Source organism: Bacteroides sp. DH3716P, assembly GCF_025914115.1.
GTDB lineage: Bacteria > Bacteroidota > Bacteroidia > Bacteroidales > Bacteroidaceae > Bacteroides > Bacteroides ovatus.
Map to the genome: position 1 here is coordinate 5629412 of NZ_CP083673.1, position 22322 is coordinate 5651733.

Annotated in this window: 20 protein-coding genes and 3 pseudogenes; 17 read left to right on the forward strand and 6 right to left on the reverse strand. The window is 46.5% G+C overall.

Annotated elements, in window-relative coordinates; genetic code table 11:
* Positions 1-6 precede the first annotated feature (6 nt).
* From KQP79_RS21505 to KQP79_RS21515, 3 genes are all read right to left on the reverse strand, one after another.
* Positions 7-486, reverse strand: coding sequence for a hypothetical protein (locus KQP79_RS21505; protein WP_004320010.1), 480 nt, complete (start codon positions 484-486; stop codon positions 7-9).
* Positions 487-604: 118 nt separating this feature from the next.
* Positions 605-1591, reverse strand: coding sequence for a DUF3871 family protein (locus KQP79_RS21510; RefSeq protein ID WP_004320008.1), 987 nt, complete (start codon positions 1589-1591; stop codon positions 605-607).
* Between the two features lie 291 nt (positions 1592-1882).
* Positions 1883-3055, reverse strand: a complete 1173-nt coding sequence (locus tag KQP79_RS21515) for an IS4 family transposase (protein WP_044917848.1) — start codon at positions 3053-3055, stop codon at positions 1883-1885.
* Positions 3056-3500: 445 nt separating this feature from the next.
* Here KQP79_RS21515 and KQP79_RS21520 point away from each other — a divergent pair, with 445 nt between their 5' ends.
* Positions 3501-4802, forward strand: coding sequence for an ATP-binding protein (locus tag KQP79_RS21520; RefSeq protein ID WP_004320002.1), 1302 nt, complete (start codon positions 3501-3503; stop codon positions 4800-4802).
* A 461-nt stretch (positions 4803-5263) separates the two neighbouring features.
* Here the strand turns inward: KQP79_RS21520 and KQP79_RS21525 are convergent, their stop codons facing one another.
* Entirely contained in the window at positions 5264-5566 is a 303-nt protein-coding gene (locus KQP79_RS21525) for a helix-turn-helix domain-containing protein (protein ID WP_004320000.1), read from the reverse strand.
* A pseudogene (locus KQP79_RS21530) lies at positions 5532-5884 on the reverse strand (type II toxin-antitoxin system RelE/ParE family toxin). The gene KQP79_RS21525 and the pseudogene KQP79_RS21530 overlap by 35 nt, the downstream one beginning before the upstream one ends.
* 185 nt (positions 5885-6069) lie before the next feature.
* On the opposite strand from KQP79_RS21530, the gene KQP79_RS21535 reads away from it, so the two are divergent.
* Together KQP79_RS21535 and KQP79_RS21540 are read left to right on the forward strand one after the other, a co-directional pair.
* Positions 6070-6327, forward strand: coding sequence for a hypothetical protein (locus tag KQP79_RS21535; protein WP_060451218.1), 258 nt, complete (start codon positions 6070-6072; stop codon positions 6325-6327).
* Positions 6324-7529, forward strand: a complete 1206-nt coding sequence (locus tag KQP79_RS21540) for a WG repeat-containing protein (RefSeq protein WP_121765591.1) — start codon at positions 6324-6326, stop codon at positions 7527-7529. The genes KQP79_RS21535 and KQP79_RS21540 overlap by 4 nt, the downstream gene beginning before the upstream one ends.
* Here the strand turns inward: KQP79_RS21540 and KQP79_RS21545 are convergent.
* Positions 7526-8191: a M23 family metallopeptidase gene (locus KQP79_RS21545; RefSeq protein WP_004319995.1), complete on the reverse strand. Its 666-nt coding sequence runs from the start codon at positions 8189-8191 to the stop codon at positions 7526-7528. The genes KQP79_RS21540 and KQP79_RS21545 overlap by 4 nt on opposite strands.
* Before the next feature lie 149 nt (positions 8192-8340).
* On the opposite strand from KQP79_RS21545, the gene KQP79_RS21550 reads away from it, so the two are divergent.
* The 14 genes and pseudogenes from KQP79_RS21550 (at position 8341) to KQP79_RS21615 (ending at position 22248) form a co-directional block, all read left to right on the forward strand.
* On the forward strand, positions 8341-9102 hold the full coding sequence (locus tag KQP79_RS21550) for a DUF4099 domain-containing protein (protein ID WP_004319993.1): 762 nt from the start codon (positions 8341-8343) through the stop codon (positions 9100-9102).
* A 23-nt stretch (positions 9103-9125) separates the two neighbouring features.
* Positions 9126-9350, forward strand: a complete 225-nt coding sequence (locus KQP79_RS21555; protein WP_004319991.1) for a hypothetical protein — start codon at positions 9126-9128, stop codon at positions 9348-9350.
* A gap of 23 nt (positions 9351-9373) precedes the next feature.
* A complete protein-coding gene (locus KQP79_RS21560; RefSeq protein ID WP_410521713.1) occupies positions 9374-11044 on the forward strand; it encodes a hypothetical protein in 1671 nt (556 codons plus the stop codon).
* Between the two features lie 80 nt (positions 11045-11124).
* Positions 11125-12292: pseudogene (locus KQP79_RS21565) on the forward strand (toprim domain-containing protein).
* A complete protein-coding gene (locus KQP79_RS21570; protein ID WP_004319985.1) occupies positions 12289-12774 on the forward strand; it encodes a PH domain-containing protein in 486 nt (161 codons plus the stop codon). The pseudogene KQP79_RS21565 and the gene KQP79_RS21570 overlap by 4 nt, the downstream one beginning before the upstream one ends.
* Positions 12755-13453: a hypothetical protein gene (locus KQP79_RS21575; RefSeq protein ID WP_004319983.1), complete on the forward strand. Its 699-nt coding sequence runs from the start codon at positions 12755-12757 to the stop codon at positions 13451-13453. Before KQP79_RS21570 ends, KQP79_RS21575 begins: the two co-directional genes overlap by 20 nt.
* A 54-nt stretch (positions 13454-13507) precedes the next feature.
* Positions 13508-14191 (forward strand): hypothetical protein, encoded by a 684-nt coding sequence (locus tag KQP79_RS21580; RefSeq protein ID WP_004319981.1) that lies wholly within the window; start codon positions 13508-13510, stop codon positions 14189-14191.
* A gap of 17 nt (positions 14192-14208) precedes the next feature.
* Positions 14209-14871, forward strand: a complete 663-nt coding sequence (locus KQP79_RS21585) for a hypothetical protein (RefSeq protein ID WP_004319979.1) — start codon at positions 14209-14211, stop codon at positions 14869-14871.
* Between the two features lie 15 nt (positions 14872-14886).
* Positions 14887-15717, forward strand: coding sequence for a M23 family metallopeptidase (locus KQP79_RS21590; protein ID WP_234120922.1), 831 nt, complete (start codon positions 14887-14889; stop codon positions 15715-15717).
* Between the two features lie 61 nt (positions 15718-15778).
* Positions 15779-15991: pseudogene (locus KQP79_RS21595) on the forward strand (hypothetical protein); the annotation flags it as partial.
* Entirely contained in the window at positions 15966-17873 is a 1908-nt protein-coding gene (locus tag KQP79_RS21600; RefSeq protein ID WP_264386560.1) for a hypothetical protein, read from the forward strand. The pseudogene KQP79_RS21595 and the gene KQP79_RS21600, both read left to right, overlap by 26 nt.
* Positions 17874-17955: 82 nt before the next feature.
* On the forward strand, positions 17956-20418 hold the full coding sequence (locus tag KQP79_RS21605; protein WP_004319973.1) for a zincin-like metallopeptidase domain-containing protein: 2463 nt from the start codon (positions 17956-17958) through the stop codon (positions 20416-20418).
* 4 nt (positions 20419-20422) lie between these two features.
* Positions 20423-22069, forward strand: a complete 1647-nt coding sequence (locus KQP79_RS21610) for a glucosaminidase domain-containing protein (protein WP_264386561.1) — start codon at positions 20423-20425, stop codon at positions 22067-22069.
* A complete protein-coding gene (locus KQP79_RS21615) occupies positions 22066-22248 on the forward strand; it encodes a hypothetical protein (RefSeq protein WP_004319968.1) in 183 nt (60 codons plus the stop codon). The genes KQP79_RS21610 and KQP79_RS21615 overlap by 4 nt, the downstream gene beginning before the upstream one ends.
* Positions 22249-22322: the final 74 nt, after the last annotated feature.

Below are 22322 nucleotides of genomic sequence, written 5' to 3' on the forward strand. Positions count from 1 at the left end.
TCGTTTTTAATTGTTAGTATTAAGTTTTGATTTATACTTGGTGTTGACGTATTCAAGACAAAAGCTTCTTAAAACTTCTGCCTTATCTTTCTCATCATACACATAGTAGTGGGTTTGTGGATTCCCATAGTGGTCATCCCTTTTTACCGTTCCTCTAAAATCACCTTTCTTAAAGAAATACTGAAATGGTACTATTAAACTGGTATCTGTATTATCGAATTGGACATATACCATAACACTTAGTTTTCCCTTGTAGAGCCATAGTCCTTCTACCACAGAATTCCAATTATTTCCTTTTCTTCTGTCGGGATTAATGTAAAATTCATAATCCCTTGTACCTTTTCTTCTTCGTCCTGTTTCCTTGACGATTTTGAGTATGGTTTCTTCTGTTACTCTTCCTAATTCGGTCTGTGTCAGATTTTCTATAATTTCAATCTTTTTCACAGGTGTAGTTCTCTTAAAAAGTTCAATATTTACGTTTATCATTTCTGTTATTATTTAATGGTGAAACAAAAAGAGGAGGCATAGATTATCTCGGTTTATAATTCTGTTTTCTAATAAACTTTGATATTCTATACCTCCTCCGGTATCTTACTAAAAATAATTATTCAATGAACCATCCCCATTTATCATCTTCTCCCGATATTGCTTTCGTAATACCTAAAGATATATCATAAGCGTTTATAGTTCTTTCCATCATTGTATCGATGTAGTTATTCTTATAATTAGTGAGTAATTGATAAAAATTCCATCCGGACATGTTCTTTCCGAATGAAGCGAAATTTTCATCAGAATAGTAATCTCTCACAGCTGCGTTTATCTGAGCTTCATTCAATATCAGCTCCGGCAACTGAAGATCTGTCTTTACACTTTGAGGCAAGGCTTGGTACATCCTCGCTTTACCTAAAAATTGTGCAAAAGTTGTTACGTCAATAAATGTGTTCTTAAGAGTTCTCATTTCCTCGACATGCTTTATGTAATTGTATCTGCTGAAAAGTTCCATACAATATTTATACAAATCTGCTGTATTTGTCACTTTTATGTCAAGTTTAACTCCGTCTGTACTTAATAGCATGTTAGTGCATACCTGATTTAGGAATCCTACACCAACTCTAAAAAGCTGTTTCTGGCTGGCATTTTCAAGCAAGTTCGTTTCACTGTAAGACCTCACACCTACAATCTGTAATGTAAGATCATTTCCTTCAATGTTATAAGTTATACTTGGAATTTCTATAATAAACATCATTCTCTGATAATATGAGCCTGAATCTTCGTCTGTTAGATTTTCAACAAGCTTTCCTGAACCTTTACGTGTTCTTAGCTTCATTTCGTGACTGACCCTTATGTTAGGCTCCAAAAACTGCTGCCCTTGATAAAAAGTCTGGGCGGCATCAAATACTGTATTAATAAAGTCGTTATGACTGATTGTCTCGACATTATCTCTACTAAATACAGGTACCAAATAATCATCCTGTAAGTTCTGCAATTCTATTCCCCTGGTATTCCCAAGGATAAATGCTTTTTTTTCTTCAGGCTGGTCGATAATAACAGCATCTTCCACATCCTGATACTTTGTTAGTCTTGTTTCCATTTTACTTATCCTTAAAATGTTAAAAACTTGTGTATCGGTATTCTATCTTCTCCCTTTACACATCCAATCTCTAATTTCCCTGGTGACTATAGTAATAATCTCCAGAGCAATGACAATTACGTCCTTGTTCATTACTTTAATTTTTTAGTTGTTTCTAATTTTTCATTTCTCCTTATATTTAAATCGTTAATTATTAGTTGTTTATATCTATATATAAGGGTTTTAAGGATTATAAAACGGGGTAATTTATTAAAATTAGTCACTAGTGTCCACTAAAAATTAGAGGACGAATTAAAAATTATAATTACTAAATAAATTTGGTCCATCAAGACCGTTTTGTTCTTTGACATCATTGAATTTAGTTTTGCTGAATAGATTTCTTAATGGAGTCTTGTCCGTAAGAGAAATACCAAGAATTTGTAGAACCTCGTATGTCGATCTGTTAAGTTTCATATCATGTTGCATGATAGCCACAAGACAGTAGGCAATGATTGCTGAGTAGACTTGTATCTTTACAGCGTTCTCGGAAGTACCCCAAAATTTCTTTATTTTCAGGTGCTGCTTGAGCCATTTAAAGAACAGTTCCACTTGCCAACGATTCTTGTAAAGTTCCGCAACCTGTAAGGCTGGAATATGTTTTGCATTTGTCAGATAAACGAACTCCCGTTCGTCTTCTTCATCCCAAAACCTCACCAAACGAATCGTTTCAGGATATGATTTTTGGGTATAGAAACCGGTAAGTTCAATCTCACAGTCTGACAATATATTCTTGGGTAAACGTCGTTTCCATTTGAGTACTCTTGCCTTTATGTTTGTCTTAGCCCGTACAACAAAGAACGAATCCATCATATGTATCTTGTAGAGACGATGATAATCGTTATATGCACGGTCGAAAACATAGAATGAGCCAGATTCATAAGTTATTACGTCCATAGCCCTGACATCGTTTATCTTTGCTTCGGTTATATGGATAAAGGCAGGAACTTGAGTTTCGACATCATATAAAGTGTGGATTTTGATACCTCCCTTATATGTACTAAAGTTAGCCCAAGGGAACAATTTCAGACACAAGTCAATTGTGGTAGAATCGAAGGCATATACATTTCCGTTTAGTTTGAATATGTCATTTACTCTTTTCTTTCTGGCTTCGCTTATCATGTGGAATGCGAAGTCCTCAAAGATACGGTAGTCCCGGTTCTCATTTGCTTTTGCAAGGTTGCTTCGGGTGACATGTTTCCCAACTCCAAGATGGTAGCATTTCTCTTGATGTGCATTCAGTGCAACAATCAGATCACGAAGACTTTCACGATTGCACAATTGTCCGAACATCAAAGTAAGAAGTTGATTCCAGCAAGTAAAATGCTTAACATACTTGTTGCCATCATACTTCTTTACGATACGGAGAAACTTGTAGTTGTCTAAAAACTCAACCATTTGGGCGAAAACGTATTTGTCTTTATTCATATACAGCCTAACATAAAAGGCTGCAAAGTTATGATTTCAAATCGTTGCGCAAGAAAATCTCTTCTAATAAACTGTAATTCAATTATTTCAAAGAACTATTTGCGATTTTTAGTGGACAATAATGAAAATTAGTCTTATTGAACAGCTCGCGCAAGTGAGTTCTATCAGTCAATGATATGCTGATAATCTACAATGTTTTATCGGTCGAGCGTTACAACTTCATATGATATATGACAATAGTTACAAATAAGGAAGTTTGGATTTTAACATTAGTAATGAATGTTGAGATACCCCTAAAATTTCAGAGGCAAGCTTTTGTAAGATTCAAGTTTATGATACTCAGCACCATATCAGACCTGAAATACTTGGATAATAGATATTTTTATTCCTTTCCTTTAAAAAAGGAAAGAATTTGCTATATTTGTCCTTTAAAAAAGGAAAGACTATGAGAAAGGATATTATAAAATCTCTGATTGCTATAAAACAGAGTGAAATACCGTTCGATGTTATAGATAGAGACACTAAGCTGCCTTTAGCACGTAAAAAGATTATAACAGTACCAGGTGTGCGACGATGTGGAAAATCTACCATGATGGAGATAGCTATCAACGAACTTGTTGCAGGCGGAGTACCTTCTAAGAACATTTTATGGTTAGGTTTCGACGATGAACGATTAAAGAGCATGGACGCATCACAACTTGATGAGGTGGTTGTAGCCTATATGGAGATGTATCCTGACGTGGCATTCAAAGATGTACATATCTTTTTGGATGAGATTCAGTTAATAAAAGACTGGGAATACTTTGTGCTGCGCCTTTACAAATCTTACTGCAAGAATATTTATGTATGCGGAAGTAATGCTACGATGCTATCCAAAGAATTAAGTTCCGCATTGAGAGGATACCCTTTGGAATACGAAACTTTTCCTTTATCATTCAATGAATATTGTCGGTTTATCGGTGTTAGAACTGATAGTTATCTTGAGCAGGACATAGCCAGACTACGGAATGCTTTCTTGGAATATAACGGCGTAAGTTCCTTCCCAGAAATAGTTCTTACACATACTCGTTCCGAACAGATAAAGTTGTTGCACGGATATTTCGATACAATGATTCTTAAGGATATGGTAGAGCACTACAAGATTTCGAATATCGGTATGGTAAGATATTTCGTTAAGAGGATAATGTCCAACCTGACCAAACCTACATCTATAAATGCCATATATAAGGATATAAAGTCGCAAGGTCTTAAAGTTACAAAAGACGACCTTTATCTTTGGGCCGATTATGCGTGTGACATTTTTCTGTTCATCAGAATTCCCAAATATGAACGTTCGCTCAGCAAAGAACAGAAATCACTCGACAAGTATTATTGTATAGACAATGGTTTACGCAGTGCTGTCATTATGCCACAGAGCAATGACAATGGAAAGAATCTAGAGAACAGCGTATTTATGCATCTGTATAGAAATCGTATGCCATCAGATAAGATTTCGTATTATCAAGGCAACAGTGAATGCGATTTCGTAATACAACGGGAGGAGTCTGTGGTGGAGCTTATTCAGGTGACATGGGATATGAGCGATGCTGAAACAAAAGAAAGGGAGATACGAGGTATTATTGAAGCATCGTCCGCTACCGGGTGTGATAATATGAAAATCATAACCATCGACTATGAGGATGTTATTTACATAGAAAATAAAAAGATTGATGTTATTCCTGCGTGGAAATGGATGTCTGCCTTGTAAGCAATAAAAAAATAGCAGAATACTGATTTCTCAGTACTCTGCTATTGTCATAAGGATAATATGAAACAACTTCTAAAACTAATCATCATTCGGTTAGTTTTAGAAATGGCTTCTAATACAAATCTTTTTGCATATAGATATTATCCTCACATATATAATGAAGAACCTTGTCTGAAACTCTTCGCTTTAACTTGGCTCTTCGATAGACAAATCAGGTTTCGATATAAAGACTGTAGCTTTATACTTACTTCCTGTCATCTATCCTTCCAATCCATATTCATGCCATCCTCTGAAACATAAATAGGACCAGGTATCGTATTTTTGTTTTTGATTTATAGTTTGATTTTTCTATTGTTATTGTTTATTTCATATATAAGGGTTTGAGGGGAATGGGAGAGGAATAAAAAAATCCTGCCATTGTTTTATGACAGGATAAATGTTTATAGTAGTGATTGTAAATTTTACAAGGACATTGACAATTCTATTTTACATCCCAATGCATTCATTATTCTGTAGAAGGTGGAAACTTTAGGTTCTGTTTGTCCACTTTCTACCCTTGAGATGTAAGAACGATTGGATCCTATTCTTCTTGCCAGTTCAGCTTGACTTATTTTTGCTTTCTTTCTTGCATCCTCTATAATCTGTCCGGTATAGAATGCATAGGCTTTTTCCTCAGCTTCAAGTCTGCTTGCCGTACCTTTAGCCCCGAACTTGGCATCAAGTACTGCGTCATAATCTACTAGTTGATGATTGTTTGTCTGCATAATATGCCTCCTTTATTTTTATGGCTTTTTCTATTTCACTATTTGGAGTCTTTTGAGTTTTCTTTTGGAATCCATTAAATAGTATTACTATATTTCCTTCATCAAAAATAAAAATACCCTATAAATGTTCCCTCCATATTCAGTGCGTAGCTCAAAGATACCGTCTCTGATACTTTTTACAAATTTAGTGGATAATCTTTCTTGTGTTTTGAGTAGAAGCAATCCATATTGTACTTTTTCTTGCTCCTTTTCATTCAGAGTCTCCATGAATTTCTCAAAGTATCCTCCGTATGTTCTTATTTTTCTTTCAGTTTCCATGTTGCAAAAATAATCAATGTTGCTCAACTATGCAACAATTTGTAGAAATAATAGTATTGTCCTTTGAGTATATTAACGTTGTGGAGGTTAAACTAGTATAAAGTATAGGTGGGGGAGAAAAAGGGGGAGTAAGAGTTATTATAAAAAAAGATAAGTCGCTGATTTTCAGCGACTTATGATTTCGATTGTGGTGCCACCAGGATTCCGTAGAGGTGGCAATGAAACTGTCTATCCGCAACTCGCGAAACTTTGCCTATAGCCATGAGGGCACACGTGCCTCGATGGGCAAGGACACCAGCACGCGCATGAACTTCTTCTCTCGCCTCTCGTGCATGAAGATGCAGGAGGCAGACGGATGCGCAGCACCTATGTCGGCAGAGGAGCGGCACAACCTATATACCAGTATGGCAGACGAAGCTTTTGATGAGGAGGAAGGAAAATGAGAACGAAGATAACATCAATGAAAAGGGCTTTCATTCTGTTCTGGCATGGGTTGACCGCCCTCCTCGTTGGCATTGCCAACTGGTTTACGGTGATATTGGGCATGAGGGATGACTCCAAGTATGGCAAGATTCTCCGTCGAACAGTGGGCAGCTGCTTTGCGTTCCTGATGCTGTTGCTGGCCATAGCCGCAGGTTGGGATTTTTGTCGTACTGCTTGCTATCGGTTGGAGGTAAACAAGCATTTTGATGGCTCGTATTACGATACGCAGTACATCTCCCGCAATGTCACCTATTACACCTACTACGATGAAGACGGTTTCCTAAAGACTGCTGACGGCAAGAAGACCATTACTGGAATCAGGTGGATAGCCAAGCCACTGGGTATGGACTCACTGATATGCTACAGTGACGGCAAGAAACGCGGCTATTTCAATATGTTCACAGGCAAGCCTGTCATTGAGCCGAAGTACAGCCATGCGTGGATTTTCTCCGATGGACTGGCATCGGTGGATGATGGAGGCTGGATCAAGTTCATCGACGCATCGGGCAAGGTGGTGATAGACCCACAGATTCCTTATATCCCCGGAGCAGAAGGCTATGTATTCCACAAAAACCGCTGCATTGTCCACAATGAACGTCGTGATCGTTTCGGGCTGTTGGACAAGCAGGGCAAGTGGGTGTTGCAGCCAGAATATTTCTCCATCGAATCTTCCGGGAACTTCTGGGTTGTCGATAACGGAGAGGGCAAAAGCGTATTGGACAGTACGCTGAACACGGTTATTCCGTTCACGAAAGGTCAAATTTGGGTAAGCAGCGAATATATCAGTGTTACTCTCAGCAACCACATCATTCAACGTTACGACCATAGTGGTGAGATTATCAATGATTTCTACATCAATGACGTAAGTTATATGACCTATGAGTCTGATGAGTTGCGCTACTCTACCTCTAAGAATTACAATGAGGAAGGTACACTCACCAGTGAGACGGAAAACATTGAACCGTTGCCAGTGGAGAAGATGGCAAAATGCCGGCGTTATGAGGCAGAAAGCGGATGGTATGGACTAATGACAGCAGATGGCAAGGTCATCACACCTCCGTCATACTGTAGCATCCAGGCAATAGGTTATGACATGTACCTTTGCAAGGACAATGACGAAGATGGTGTGATACTGAATGGAAAAGGTGAAAGGATTAGTTAGTTTTCAGGATTGGCAGTGTTCTCGGCAAACATATTGCTCATAGATGTTTGCTTTATAAGATTGAGCAGGATGGCAGGATTGATGTTCTTGCCATCCTTTTTTAGTGTCAAATGAAGATGTGGTCCAGTGCTACGTCCACTGTTTCCTGTCATGGCGATGACGGTGCCGGGATAGACGTGGGTGCCTTTGGTGACGAGACTTTGGGAGAGGTGGCAATAGCTGATGGTGAAGTCGCCGTGACGGAGGGTGACATACAGACCTGAACGTTTGTCCCTGCCTACCTTGATGACCTCGCCCTGCATCATGGCGTATGCGGGTTCATAATTTGCCTTCAAATCAAGCCCGTTATGTAGTGCTTTTCTTTTTGTGAATGGGTCTCTGCGATAGCCGAAAGGGCTGGTGACAGATATGTGACGGAGTGGACTGACAAGCGCCGGGAGGCGGTCGGTCTGCTCCGTTTGGGTTTGTATTTGGGCAAAAGCAAGAGAGTCTCGCCGCTGACACGGCGAGAACGGGGGCTGTTGTTCAGGTGTTGTGGACTGCGTCGTTTTTGGCACTGCCTTGCGGTGTGCCTTAGTCTGCGTGACGGTATTGAACTGAGCGAATACTGTTGCTGATGAACAGAATATTGCTGCTATTGTGATGAGTAGAAATCGTTTCATGGTGCAAAGTTAACAAGCAATTATTGGACTGGCATAATGAACAAAGGGAAGACAAGAAGATTGTAACATAATATAGCAATCGAGTTTGATTTTTGAGCAGAAATCAAACTCAAATAATAATAATCGTNTTTCAAATTCAAAGTTAAAGTATGAAGCAAGTACGATTTGAAGAGAGCGAGGTGCCTTATCAGACACTGGCTCGTTTTGGTCTCACACAGGAAAAGATTGAAGACCTGCCCTTGTGGGCATTGGAAGATATTGGTCAGGGACGACGTTCGCCACTGCTACCCATTCAGGTGACTAATGAGGAGGGCGAGACATTGAAGAGCCGCACCCGATTTGCGTTGGTCCGTATGGAGGACGGCAAGGTGGATGTCGTGTTCTATCCGCAGTTGGAGAAGTCGCCGTTAGAGTCATTCACTCAGGAACAGCAGGAGGACTTGCTGGCTGGAAAGGCTATCCTTGCTGACGTGAAGGATGCGGAAGGCAGAAGCAGCAAGGCTTTTGTGCAGATTGACACGGAAACCAATCAGGTGATGTCCGTGCCAACGCCTGTCATCGGGCGCAACTTGGAAGTGCTGAAGGATGAACTGAAACTGAGTTCGGCAGAGCTGACCGTGATGCAGAAGGGTGAGCCACTCACGCTCATCATGGAGGACGAACAGGTGACGGTGGGCATTGACCTGAATGACAAGACCGGCATAAGGATTAACCAAGGTGACAGTCAGAAGTGGAAGGAGAACACCAAGAGAGAGTGGGACAAATACACCTTCGGGTGCTATGGCTGTTGGGTTATGGACGATGACGGCAATCTCGACTATGTGCCTGAAGAGGAATACACCGAGGAGCTTTGGAATGAGCAGAAGAAGAATGGAGAGCGCAACCGCGCCTCTTTTTCCATGCACAAGTAATCTACACATAATATAATAAGTATATGGCATCAAATAAATATTATCCAGAGGATGTGCTCGTCGAGAAGATGCAAAGCGGCGAGTACGGATGGTTGGAGTTTATCAACCATCATTCTGCTGAATGGCAGGAAGAATACGAAAGCTATTGTCTGAAAAACGGACTCTGCATTTGTGAAGAGAGTGCGGAGCAGTTTGTCCATCACAAGGATGAGGAGTTGGAGAAGGCAATAGAGAACGGAGAAGCTTGATAAATGAAGAGTGAAGAATAAGTATGGCGATAAGAAAGAATACGAATCCCCAACCGATGGAGCAGCGAGAGGAGAGACCAAGATTTTCTTGGGCTATCCCGAGTCGTGACAGAGGAAGACAAAGTCAACAGATGGACCTGCAGCCAGAGATGCGTGACCTGCTCATGCGCAATGGTATGCAGGCGCATGTGGTGAGCAATGGCAGCGGCTATCAGCTTGTGGTGCAAGGCCACGACAGTCCGCTGCTCACCTATAACATCACAGAGAAGCAGATGTTGGCTCTGACCGACTGGGGAACGAATCATGCCAACAAGTTAGCCTACAATACCTTTACGGGCATTGTGGGCAACGACTTCTATATGCCCAAGAACTTCGTCCATGCACGCAATGCCAACGGTCGTGTGGCCATGGGACTGCACGGTTATCGTGTTGGTATCGGCGAGTATGGACGAATGGGGCGCATCGGAATGCCACCACCCTTTTTAGGTTGGACACCACGCAGTCAGGATGGATTCCATCTTCGCAGAGTTGGAGGACGATTGTTCTTCCCCGAATCCCCGATTGTGCCTGAACGTTGGGACGGCAGAATGAAGCCTGGGGAGTTGCAGAGCGGCGGTTACGGGTTCTACTATAAGGGGCTGCAACAGAGTTATAGCCCTCAGCAACAGGATGTGCTGAAAGATTTGGAAGGAATCATAACGCCTTCCGTCAACAGACCAAGAAGCACAGAACCTGCCAAGCCCTATAAAGAACTGATTACCTCGCCTGTCTATTTCACCAATGAGAAGTGGCAGGAGTGTTTGGCATCGCATGGCATCATCATTGATGAAAGTGCGAAGACGTTGACCATCCAATCGAACAGCGTCAATGCCGACATGGTGTATGACCTGACGGATGAGGAAGTGAAGAAGCTCACCTCCAACTCCATCAAGGAAGTGCCCGTCGTTCAACGCTTGGAGTTGTTGAATGGCATCATCAAGGACGACTTTGCTGACAGAATCCTGATGGACACACTGAACAGCAAGGAGCGCATCGACCTGCATCTGCATCCCGAACTTGAACAGGAGTTGCAGCAGAGACAGCAACAAGACGAGGAACGTTTGCTTCCTTTGGAAGAGGAAGATACTGTCAGACGGGACGTGTTGCAAGGTGATGCCATGGTGAGAGGTGAAGACCTTGCCTTGATTAATGAGAACAAGGGTTGGTATCGTGAGGGAGCGCACGGACGTGAGGTGGAAGTCGGTGATATTATGGTGGAGAAAGTACCTCCAGCAGAGGGAGAAAAGAAAGGCGAAGCCAAGTATCGCATGACCGCCATCATCAATGGTGAAGCTATCACGCACGAAATCAAGCAGAAGGACTACGATAAGTTCTTGGCAGTGGATGACTACCATCGCATGAAACTGTTCTCCAAGGTATTCAATGAGGTGGATATGAAGACACGTCCCGAAGCCAATGCCGGACTGGGTACGAAGATACTGGCAGCACTGACGGCAGGAGCGGTCGTTACGGCTGAGGTTGCTCATGACATGAACCACCATCACCACCATCCTGCCCCGGAGTTGTATGCCGAGCATCATGGTGGTCCACGTCCTTACTTCAAACCTGGTGTGGATTCACCACAGGAGATTGCGGCAAGGTACTTTGAGGCAGAAGCCAATCATGTTGCTACGGAGATTAGACGAGGATATTAGCCCGAAAGCAAAACTTTCGGGAACGGTGGCTCTATATACGACAACATTGACAACAAAGGACAACAAAACAGCAAGACGATATGGCTGAAAAAGGGAAAGCGAACGAGCTGACATACGATGACTTTCTGGACAGGTTGAGCATACAGGAAGTGCTGGTGGACGCAGGTTATCATCTGAACAAGAGGGATGGCTTGCGTTATCCGTCGTATGTGCGTACTGACAGCGAGGGCAGACGGGTACGTGGCGACAAGTTCATCGTCACGCAGAACGGAAAGTGCTGCTTCCAACCGCCGCAGCAGAAGGTGTATAACGTCATTTCTTTCATCAAGGAGCATCCTGAAATGTTTTCAGAGAACAAGGCTGGAATGTCTCCTGACCGCCTTGTCAACCTTGTCTGCAACCGACTGCTCAACCAACCCATCGAGGACAGACCATCGAAAATCGTAGAACCGAGAAAGGACAGCAAGCCATTCAACCTGAATGACTACGACATCCACAAGTTCAATCCGCAGGACAGGGAAACACAGAAGAAGTTTTATCCCTATTTCAAGTTCCGTGGCATTGACCTCTATACCCAGTACGCCTTTCATCGGCATTTCTGTCTGGCTACCAAGCATCGGACGGATGGACTTACCTTTGCCAACCTTGCCTTTCCGCTTGTACTGCCCATGGCACCCGACAAGACCGTGGGCTTTGAGGAGCGAGGACGACCGAAGATGGACGGCAGTGGCGGCTATAAGGGCAAGGCAGAAGGAAGCAACAGCAGTGAAGGACTGTGGATTGCCAACCTGACGGGGAAGCCGTTGGAGAAAGCCAACGAGATTGTATNAGATTGTATGGTTTGAGAGTGCATACGATGCCATGTCAGAGTATCAGATAAATCCTGTGAAGATGGTGTATGTATCTACGGGCGGTACTCCTACTGAAGGGCAGATGCGAGGACTACTGTCCGTCACTCCCAACGCAAGGCACTATTTGGGTTTTGACAAGGATGATGCCGGACGGCAGTTTGTGGCAAACCTCAGGAAGGTTGCAACAGAGATGGGCTTCCGTCATGAGCACGTGCAAGCTTATCATCCGTTGGGTTGCTACAAGGATTGGAACGATGCGCTACTCAACAAGAAGTCTGCGGAACTGATTGCAAAAGGCGAGCCAGACACCTTTGACTATGCCGAGTTCATCGCAGCAGGCAAGGCAGAAAAACAAAGGGAAAAAGAAGAAAAGAACACATATCATAGAAGCGTATGAGACAAGAAGATAATAGCATCATCACCTTGCGCCCCAGCATCGGGCAGTTTTTCATCAACGAGCTGCCTCTGTTGCTGTTGTGCGTGGCAATGCTCCTATTCGGAGGATTGCCCGGTTGTGCGTATAGCACCCTGTTGCTTGTCATCACTCTCTTGTTCTCCCTCTGTTTACTCTACCGATTCATCTATCTGAGGAGCATCCGCTACCATATAGGGAGCGAGCAACTCATCTGTGAGCACGGAGTGTTTCAGCGGAGCGTGAATTATATGGAGCTGTACCGAGTGGTGGACTTTGCGGAGCATCAGACCTTGATGCAGCAGTTGTGCGGACTGAAAAGCGTGACCGTGTTGTCGATGGACAGGACGACTCCAAAGTTGGAAATGACCGGCATCAAGAACAGCTATGACGTGGTGAGTGTGATACGAACAAGAGTAGAAACGAACAAACGAAGAAAGGGCGTGTATGAGATTACGAATAGATAAGATTTGGCTCATTGTCGTGGCATTGGTACTGAGCGTGCCGTCAGCCCATGCACAGATTGTGACAGCCAACCCTTTGGAATGGATGGCACTGGCAGAGGGCAACGAAGCCATCAACGGTGAGATAGAGAAGGAAATCAAGGGTCAGACCAAGACAGCCCTGTTGCAGAACACCATCGCCGCAGAGTTCACAAAGATACACGAATGGGAGAAGAAGTACAACAGTTATCTGAAAACCGCCAGCGGTTATGCCTCTTCCCTCAAAGCCTGTACCTATCTGTACGACGATGGTGTGAAGATATTCATCACCTTGTGTAAGATGCACAAGGCCATCAGCAACAATCCGCAAGGCATCGTCGCCACCCTCTCGATGAACAACTTGTATATGGAGACCGCCACGGAATTGGTGTCCGTCTTCACACTGCTGAAAGATGCAGTCGCCAAGGGAGGCAAAGAGAACATGCTGACTGGTGCGGAAAGGAGCAAGACGCTGTGGGCACTGAACGACAAGCTGAGTGCCTTCAGCAAGAAACTGCATCGGCTCTACCTCTCCATCCGCTATTATACGTTGACTGACGTTTGGAACAGCGTGACGGCAGGGATGATAGACCGCAGCAATGGGGAGATAGCAGCTCAGGCTTTGGGACGGTGGAGACGGGCGGCGAGAGTGAGTGGAGAGTGACAGACCGACAACGGAATTGTCGGGAACGGTGGCTAATCATAAAGAAAATAAGATATGAGAGTTATAGTTGTTTATTCCATATTAATGTTGTCATCCTTTGCAGGAGTGCGGGCGCAGAACGACCCGACTCTTGCGGGGATGATTCTAATGTATACCAATAAGGCAGAGAAAGAACTGAAGAACCAGGAGAAGGTGATGCTGTTGCAATCCACCGGCCATATCTGGACCAAGGAGGAAGTGGAAGCCACTACCGACCTGCAGCGGGAGTTCAACAACTATTTGGATTCCTTTCGTTCCATCGTCAGCTATGCCGCACAGATATATGGTTTCTATCATGAGATAGGTCAGTTGGTGGACAACATGGGAGGATTGGTGGCTCAATTAGATGCCCATCCAGCTAATGGACTTGCCGTAGCCCTGTCTGCCAAGCGCAACAAGATATACCGCGAGCTGATTATGAACAGCATCGAGATTGTGAATGACATCCGCACAGTATGCCTGTCGGGCAACAAGATGACCGAAAAGGAGCGTGTGGAGATAGTCTTCGGCATCTGTCCCAAGTTGAAGAAGATGAACAAGCAGTTGAAACGACTGACGAGGGCGGTGAAATACACCACCATGGGCGATGTCTGGATGGAGATAGATGAAGGGGCAAGACCCGCCAAAGCGAACAAAGCCGAGATAGCGGCGGCTGCCAAGAGGCGGTGGAAGCAGGTGGGCAAGAACGTAAAACCGTGATTAAAAAACGATAAGATATGGGATTTTGGAGTTCATTATTGAAATATGGTGGCAAGGCTGCACGAGGTACCGGCCATGTCATCGGAGTAACTGGAAAGACCTTAGGCAGCGCAGCACTCCACCCGCAACGCACCCTTATGGGAGCTGGCAAGGCTATGCAGACAGCCGCAGTGGGTAGTGCCGCAGGCTATGTGACATGGGAGAAGCTGACCACAGACAAGAGCGTGGCACGCATAGTAGGTGATGCTGTCATCGGCGAGAATGCCACGGAAGCGGTGGCGCAAACTGCCAACGATGTGCAACGTCTGACGGGCAAGGCTGGTGAAGCCGTTGATGCGGTGAACACTGTAGCCGGAAAGATGGACATCCAGTTTAGCGGTATCAGTGACTTCTTCCGGAATATGTTTGGTGGCGGAGGATGCGACATGATAGGCAATCTCTTTGGCAATATCGGCAAGGGTAACGTGTCAGGTATGAGCATCGTCGGACTAGTGGCTGCCGCATTCATGGTATTCGGACGCTTTGGTTGGATGAGCAAGATTGCGGGTGCCCTGCTTGGAGCGATGATTATCGGGAACAACTCTAAGGTGGCACAAGCTCTGCCTAACGGAGGCGGCACGTCTTCGCATGGGCAGAACATGGAAGAGGCAGAGACTCAGAACAGAGGGATGAAACGATAACCAATATACAGCGATATGAGATATACAGAAGAAATGATACTACGCTCATCGAGCGGCTACTGTATGCCGTTTGAGGAGCCAACAAAGCAGGACGTGCAGATGTCCTTGGGTTACGGAGAGCAGAAGCACCCCGTGACGGGAGAAACATTCTTCCATCACGGCATAGACTTCTCGGTGAACCACTACCTGCTATCGGCGGTGGCCACAGGAACCGTGTCAGCCATCGGGTCGGACGCGGAGCATGGCATCTACCAGACCATCCGCTACGGCAAATACGAAGTGACTTACAGACACCTCTCCAATGTCTTCGCCAACTTCTCCCAAAGCGTCAAGGCCGGTCAGACCATTGCCATCAGTGGCGACATGCTGCACATGGAGGTGAGGTTTGACGGAGAGGAAATCAATCCGTTGGAATTCCTCACCATGCTCTACGGCAACATCAAGGCATTGGAGAACAATTCCAAAATGGGCATCAATGAACTGGACATGAACATACCTTCACCCTACGACACCGACCATCAGGAGATAGAAACATTGATGCTCCGCTTCCTCCCCTCCTATTTCGAGGACCTGCAGCAGGGAGCATATAGTCTGCCTGAACATACGGAGCAGTCATTAAGAAACATCTTCTCGTTGGGAGCGAGCAAGCATTACTTCTACGAGACCATACCGAGCATGGCTAATCCCTTGGGCATCGGCAACCGCTGTATGCCTTTGGCGGCTAAGGTGCAGAACCTGCTCATTGCCGACTTTCTCAACTATCTTGCCATGCGACATCAGGTGTATCTCTCCACGATGGACGAGGTATTAAAAAAAAAAACTCCAAGAGCAAGCCCTGACGCATGACGGCATCATTGATTCTCTTGCCGATTTGGACGTGGATATCCAGAGCTTCGACATACCGAGGATGGTGAGCGTCTATCCCGACCGGGCTGGCGTGAGATGGTGGACAAAGGCATGGTTCAATGGCAAGGAAGAGGGAGAACCTTCCGTGGAGATAGAGGAACGTATGGCTGTGCAGTTCATCCACCGCCAAGTGGACAAGGACGCATGGTTGGAGGAACACTATCCTAAGCAGATGGAGATATATCACAATGCCATCGAGCAGACAAAGGAACAGNAAGAACAGTCAGCGATTCGCAGAGATAGAGCGTCTGATGGGCGACTACTTCGGGTGTCACCTTGCCCCCGTGATGGGCAGGGTGCAGCGGGACTTGTCCAACAGACAGGCAGACGAGATGCGGGCCTACTCCAACAGTACGGCTGGCATCCTACGCTCATTGGCCACTGCCAATATGCCCGGTGATGATCCATACGCCACTCTGAGGATTACAGGCGAGTGGAACAGCAAGACCACAGAAGACTATCTGGCGATGTGCAAGGAGGCTATTGTCGGCAACAAGGACATGCAGCGTGACCTTGCCGTGATGGCTGAGGAATGGCGCAAGGCAGTGGTGACGGAGATAGGACGAGAACGGTACGATGCACTCTCTAAACAACTCGGTTGTGATTTGGCATACGCCTATATCGAACACTGCATGGAGCAGCTGATGATAGAAAAACTGGTGAAAGACCGTATGCCCAAATCCTCTGCCGACTATATCATCCGCAAGGCGGCACAGAGCAGTCTGTTCGGTCTGCCCTACGAATTGAACAAGTCACCGCTTGCCGCAGAGATAGAAGCCAGAGGAGAGGCAGCCTATAAGCCCTCTCGGACAGAGAAGGCGGCGGGATGGGCTGCCGGAGCGAGTGCCGATGCCGTGGCCATGGGAGGTATCGGCTCATGGGCGACCTTCGCCAAGTTTGTCGGTATCGATATGGTGATGAATGTCGGCATGGAACGCCTTGGCAAAAAAGGCAGCAGCCATGAGGTCAGTGTCGAGGAGTGTATCAGCAAAGGAGTTTTCGGTACGGACACCAACGTCTTCGCCTCATTCCGCAAGCAGGCAAAGGTCATCAAGAATCACGAGAACAGCTATATCAAGGCTACCAACAGCCATTTCAAGAACAAGATTCCCACGAGCAATATCACATTTATGGATTGGACGAAACANGAGAACAGCTATATCAAGGCTACCAACAGCCATTTCAAGAACAAGATTCCCACGAGCAATATCACATTTATGGATTGGACGAAACAAACTGAACATACCTCATTCCCATGGAATAAAGGTACGTTCCTTGACCCTCAGAGAAACGAAGCAGCCAAACGTACAGACAAGTACAAGGATGTGCCCTTGATAGTCGCACCCGGACAGGAAGACGAGTATCTGGAGGTTAAGGCGAGACTTGATGCAGAGGCTGAGAAGGAGAAGAAAGCAGAACCGCAGGAAACTCCTGATTCATCGACTGAAGAGGCAACAGCATCTGTAGAACCGCCAGAGCAAGCCGCCTTGCAGACCAATGAAAGCGGATGGGACGGACTTTTACAGAGCTTCGGGCTGAACGGCTTTTCTGACATTGGCAAAAACCTTGGCTATGTGTTGGCAATGCTGCCCGATGTACTGGTGGGACTGTTCACGGGCAAGACGAAATCGCTGAATATGGACAATAGCCTTCTTCCTTTGGCCTCCATTGTGGCTGGAATGTTCGTAAAAAATCCCATACTGAAGATGTTGTTGATGGGTATGGGAGGTGCCAATCTGCTCAACAAGTCGGGACATGAGGTGCTGGGCAGAAAACAGCAGGAAGGCATTGCACCAACTGTGGTGGGTTCTGGTGCGCCACGTGTGCAGTACCGACAATATCCTGATGAGCCACTCAATCCTCGCATCAGCAACCCGATGCTGCAAGGGCGATGTCTTGTTGCCAACATCGATAATGTGCCATGTACCATCCAACTGCCAGACAGCGTGATTGGGGCGTATCAGTCGGGGGCATTGCCACTGAATACATTGGCTAACGCCATACTCGCCAAGAACGACCAAATGCGAAATATGGCAGCAGTGCAGTACGAAGAGCAGGCACGGGAGAGCGTAGTGCGACCGAGGGGGATTCAGTGAAGCCCGACAACAAAATTGTCGGGAACTGTGGCTTGGTAAGCCAATTATAGAATGTGATTGAGATAAACAAAAAGATAAAAGCATGAAAGAGAAATCAGATTTTGAGAAGCGGGCGGCAGAGAAACAGGTGTCGCTGCTGACTGAGGCACTGACGAGTGCGGTAGATGCCAAGGGACATTGGTTGAACGCAAGCGGTAAACTCTATCCGAAGCTCTATCCCAAGGGCTTTTCGGTCAGTCCGTTCAATGCCCTTGTCCTTGCCCTCGACTCCGATGCCAAGGGCTGCAAGAGCAACCTGTTTACGCAGTTCTCCGAAGCCAAGGCACGGGGTGAGAGCGTGAGGGAACATGAGAAAGGCGTGCCCTTCCTGTATTACAATTGGAACAAGTATGTCAACCGCAACAATCCCGATGATGTCATTACCAAGGAGGCATACGCAGAACTGTCGGACCAGGACAAGCAACAATACAAGGGAGTGAAGAACCGTGAGATACGTGTGCTCTTCAATATCGACCAGACCCTCCTGCCAATGGCTAACGAAACTGCTTACACTACGGCCTTGAAGAAAGACGGCACGATGGAAGACAGAGGGTACGGCGATAAGGAGGACAAGCAGCTGCATGGGCGCGTCAACGGATTCCTTCAGAAGATGAAGGACAACCTCGTGAATGTCCGTCAGGACGGCACAGGTGTGGCGCATTATGACACAGAGAAGGATGTTATCTACCTGCCACGGCAGCGTGACTTTGAGCATTACAACGACTATGTACAGGAAATGATGCGTCAGTTGGTGTCTGCCACCGGTCATCAGCAGCGGTTGGCACGTGAAGGCATGGTCATGAAGAACGGCAAAGCCCCGTCGGAGGATGCCGTGAAGAAGGAGAAGCTCATCACGGAACTTGCTTCGGGTGTGAAGATGCTCGAATTGGGACTGCCTGCTCGTCTGTCTAAGGACAGCCTGGGCATGGTGAACTACTGGACGAGGGAACTGAAGGAAGACCCTTGCCTGATTGATGCCATCGAGAGTGAGGTAAACGGTGCGCTGAAGGTATTGAAAAAAGCGGAACTGGGTGAAAAGGTGGAGTATGCAACCGACCAGCATCAGCGAGAGACAGCGCAGATACAGGGGCAGTTGCCCAGCCACTACTTTGTGGCTGACGAAATCAAGCAGCATCCCAATGAGGAGCAGCGTACCGTGGTTATCGTGCGTGATGATGCCAGTAAGACCGCAGATGTGGTGCTGCCACAGGGTGCGTCGTTGGAGGTGAACAACGAAATTAAGGGCATGAACAAGCAACGCTTCACCAATGCCTTGCAGAAAGAGGGTTATGACAACGTGCGTTTCTATAATCCCGATGGTGCCTTGGGTTTCCGTCCCGATGACAGTTATTTTGCCGACAAGAAAATCACGGTATCGAGGTTGCGCAACTGGTCTATCGAAGACCTATCCTCGTTGGATGCTTCTGAAGCCGTGATCCATAGCCGTGACATCGGTTTCGACAATGTGCAGTTGGTGAAGGACGACAAGGAGCGGTGGGCATTGTACATCAAGCCCGAAGGCAAGGAAGGCTTCGCCGTCTATCCCGACAAAGGAGACCTCAATCATTTCTTCACCACCTTGAAGCAGTCGATGGACAACATCGAGCGTGTGCGTGAAGAATTGGCACAGAAGTATTATGCCATGGCAGAGGCGAAACCCGACCTGAAGGTTGACATCTTTGGTGGCAATGAGCAGGAGGTTGATCTGAACCGAATCCAGCGTGTAGCGGTGTTTCGTGCCAAGTCGGGCGAATGTCTGTGTGCAGCCACTATCGACGGCAAGAAATTGCAGCCGAGAAGTGTCAGTCCGTCCCAATGGCAACGATTGTGGGTGGCTCCTGACAGGGATTCATACAAGCAGAGCCTTGCCGCCTCGCTGTTTGCCGATGTATTGCAGAAAGACAACAACGTCGAGCAAAGTACACAGGAGAAGCAGGAAGAAGCGACAGAGGTGAAGCAAGCAGAGACGGCTACTGTAGAGAAGCATGATGAACAGAAGGAAATGGCACAGCAGGAAGATAAGCCTTCAGACCAGAAAGAACAGGCATCAGAGCAAAGAGAAGAAAAGAAAGAGGAGAAGGAAGAAGCCAAGGCAGCCAAGGGGGCTATTACTCCACTTGTCCAGCAATATCTTGACTTGAAGAAGAAACATCCTAATGCCATTCTATTGTTCCGTTGCGGCGACTTCTACGAGACCTACAAGGATGATGCGGTGAAGGCATCCAAGATATTGGGCATCACGCTGACGAAGAGCAACGGGCGCAAGGATGATGAAGGAAAGCCGTTGGCAATGGCAGGATTCCCATATCATGCTCTCGACACCTATTTGCCGAAGCTCATTCGTGCGGGAGAACGGGTAGCCATCTGTGACCAGCTGGAGGTGCCGAAGCAGACAACATCGTCGAAGCGTGGAATAACGGAGATGGTGTCACCTGGAAAAGAGGCTGGAAGGCCGATGGCACAGGAGAACCAGGAAACAGAACAACACACCAGTCTAAGGAGATAGGCGTATGGGAAAGAATGCAGCGTATGCCGCACAATATGCGGAGGAAGCCAAAGAACAGATGCGGAGGTATGGGATTCCTGCCTCTGTCATCTTGGCGCAAGCCATTTTGGAGAGCAGCAACGGACAGAGCCAACTGTCTCGCGAATGCAACAATCACTTCGGCATCAAGGCTACGGATTCGTGGCTGAAGAATGGCGGTGAGTATGGAGTCTATACGGATGATAGGCCCAACGAGAAATTCTGTAAGTACAAAAGTGTGGGTGACAGCTATGAGCATCACTCGCAGTTCCTGAAGCAGAACAAGCGATATGCGCAGTGCTTCACGCTTTCACCTGACGACTACAAGGGATGGACGAAGGGCATTGAGAAGGCTGGCTATGCCACTGGCGGCGGTTANTATGCGCAGTGCTTCACGCTTTCACCTGACGACTACAAGGGATGGACGAAGGGCATTGAGAAGGCTGGCTATGCCACTGGCGGCGGTTATGCAGCGAGTCTGCAACGCATCATTGAAGCCAACGGACTGGACAAGTATGACCGTGAGGTGATGGCTGAGATGCGGGCAGAAGGTAGGTCGTTCGGGGTGGAGAATAATCCTCGCAGAGAAGAACCTGCTGCCCATGTACCGCAGTCTGCCGGGTATTCCTATCCTGTGGAGCGAGAGGAATTTCTCTTCATCACCTCGCCTTTCGGCAATCGCCAAGACCCTATGGATGCCACCAAGCAGCAGATGCACAAGGGCATTGACATCAAGACGAACCATGAGGCGGTGCTGGCTACGGAGAACGGCGGAAAGGTGGTGGCGGTGAACCATAATGCGAACACGTCAGGAGGGAAATCCGTCACCGTGGAATACAGCCGTGAGGATGGCAGCAAGGTGCAATGCTCCTACCTGCATCTTTCCGACATAGCAGTAAAGGTAGGCGACACGGTCAATGCCGGACAGAAGTTGGGGGTGTCGGGAAATACCGGCACACGAACCATTGGCGAGCATCTGCATTTCGGAGTGAAGAGCGTATCGGCTGACGGCTCAAAAAGGGATATGGATCCATCTGCTTATCTGGCAGAAATCGGACAGAAGGGCAACATCAAGCTACAGGCACTGCATAACGGCGATGACCTGTTGGCGAAATACAAAAGTGACGTGCCGCAGGAGCAGAATGTGTCACCAGAGGACTGGATGAAGAAACTGCTTTCCTCAGAGGACAGCGGTGTGGGCATTTCGGGAACGAATGACCCTATACTTGACATGGCGATGACCACCTTCATGTCGCTGATGATGTTGGCAGCGCAGATTGACAGCAAGGATGAGGAACGACAAAAGGGACTCATCTCTGCCATGGCAGCCAACCAGCTTGTAGATTTGACCTCGCTTGTACCAGGCATGAGGCAATGCACCATCGCTGTGGGTGAGAACGGCAAGGCTGTGCTTCATGCAGAGAGCGGTACGGTGAAAATTGACCGTGAACTAACTTCCTCGGAGATGAACCGCCTATCGCTCATTTTGGGCAATGCCAATCTGTCGGAAGAAAGCAAACGGACGAAGATTGCTGGAATGGTGACAGGCATCGTGGCGACACAACAGGCTTCGCAGAATTTCGAGCAAGGGATGGAGGCTGAGAGTCAACAACAAAATCTGCAAAGGAAATGAAAAGGATAGCAAGTCATCTGTGTACAGTGTTGATGGGTATGCTGGCAGTGACAGGACACTTCATGCTTACCCAATGGCTTTTCGGTCAGACCGTGGCCATCATCCATCTCGGCTTCCAACTTATCATAGCAGCGTGGATGGTCTATGAACTGATACGTGCGCCAGTATATGATGATTGAAAAGAGATTATTGACATTGCGAAGACATTTCACTTGGACAATGGAGATGTATAATTCAAAAAGTATCGAGCAAT

Coding starts and splice junctions, on each gene's coding strand:
- KQP79_RS21505 (WP_004320010.1), bottom strand. CDS start 486: ATGATAAACGTAAATATTGAACTTTTTAAGAGAACTACACCTGTGAAA.
- KQP79_RS21510 (WP_004320008.1), bottom strand. CDS start 1,591: ATGGAAACAAGACTAACAAAGTATCAGGATGTGGAAGATGCTGTTATT.
- KQP79_RS21515 (WP_044917848.1), bottom strand. CDS start 3,055: ATGAATAAAGACAAATACGTTTTCGCCCAAATGGTTGAGTTTTTAGAC.
- KQP79_RS21520 (WP_004320002.1), top strand. CDS start 3,501: ATGAGAAAGGATATTATAAAATCTCTGATTGCTATAAAACAGAGTGAA.
- KQP79_RS21525 (WP_004320000.1), bottom strand. CDS start 5,566: ATGCAGACAAACAATCATCAACTAGTAGATTATGACGCAGTACTTGAT.
- KQP79_RS21540 (WP_121765591.1), top strand. CDS start 6,324: ATGAGAACGAAGATAACATCAATGAAAAGGGCTTTCATTCTGTTCTGG.
- KQP79_RS21545 (WP_004319995.1), bottom strand. CDS start 8,191: ATGAAACGATTTCTACTCATCACAATAGCAGCAATATTCTGTTCATCA.
- KQP79_RS21550 (WP_004319993.1), top strand. CDS start 8,341: ATGAAGCAAGTACGATTTGAAGAGAGCGAGGTGCCTTATCAGACACTG.
- KQP79_RS21555 (WP_004319991.1), top strand. CDS start 9,126: ATGGCATCAAATAAATATTATCCAGAGGATGTGCTCGTCGAGAAGATG.
- KQP79_RS21560 (WP_410521713.1), top strand. CDS start 9,374: ATGGCGATAAGAAAGAATACGAATCCCCAACCGATGGAGCAGCGAGAG.
- KQP79_RS21570 (WP_004319985.1), top strand. CDS start 12,289: ATGAGACAAGAAGATAATAGCATCATCACCTTGCGCCCCAGCATCGGG.
- KQP79_RS21575 (WP_004319983.1), top strand. CDS start 12,755: ATGAGATTACGAATAGATAAGATTTGGCTCATTGTCGTGGCATTGGTA.
- KQP79_RS21580 (WP_004319981.1), top strand. CDS start 13,508: ATGAGAGTTATAGTTGTTTATTCCATATTAATGTTGTCATCCTTTGCA.
- KQP79_RS21585 (WP_004319979.1), top strand. CDS start 14,209: ATGGGATTTTGGAGTTCATTATTGAAATATGGTGGCAAGGCTGCACGA.
- KQP79_RS21590 (WP_234120922.1), top strand. CDS start 14,887: ATGAGATATACAGAAGAAATGATACTACGCTCATCGAGCGGCTACTGT.
- KQP79_RS21605 (WP_004319973.1), top strand. CDS start 17,956: ATGAAAGAGAAATCAGATTTTGAGAAGCGGGCGGCAGAGAAACAGGTG.
- KQP79_RS21615 (WP_004319968.1), top strand. CDS start 22,066: ATGAAAAGGATAGCAAGTCATCTGTGTACAGTGTTGATGGGTATGCTG.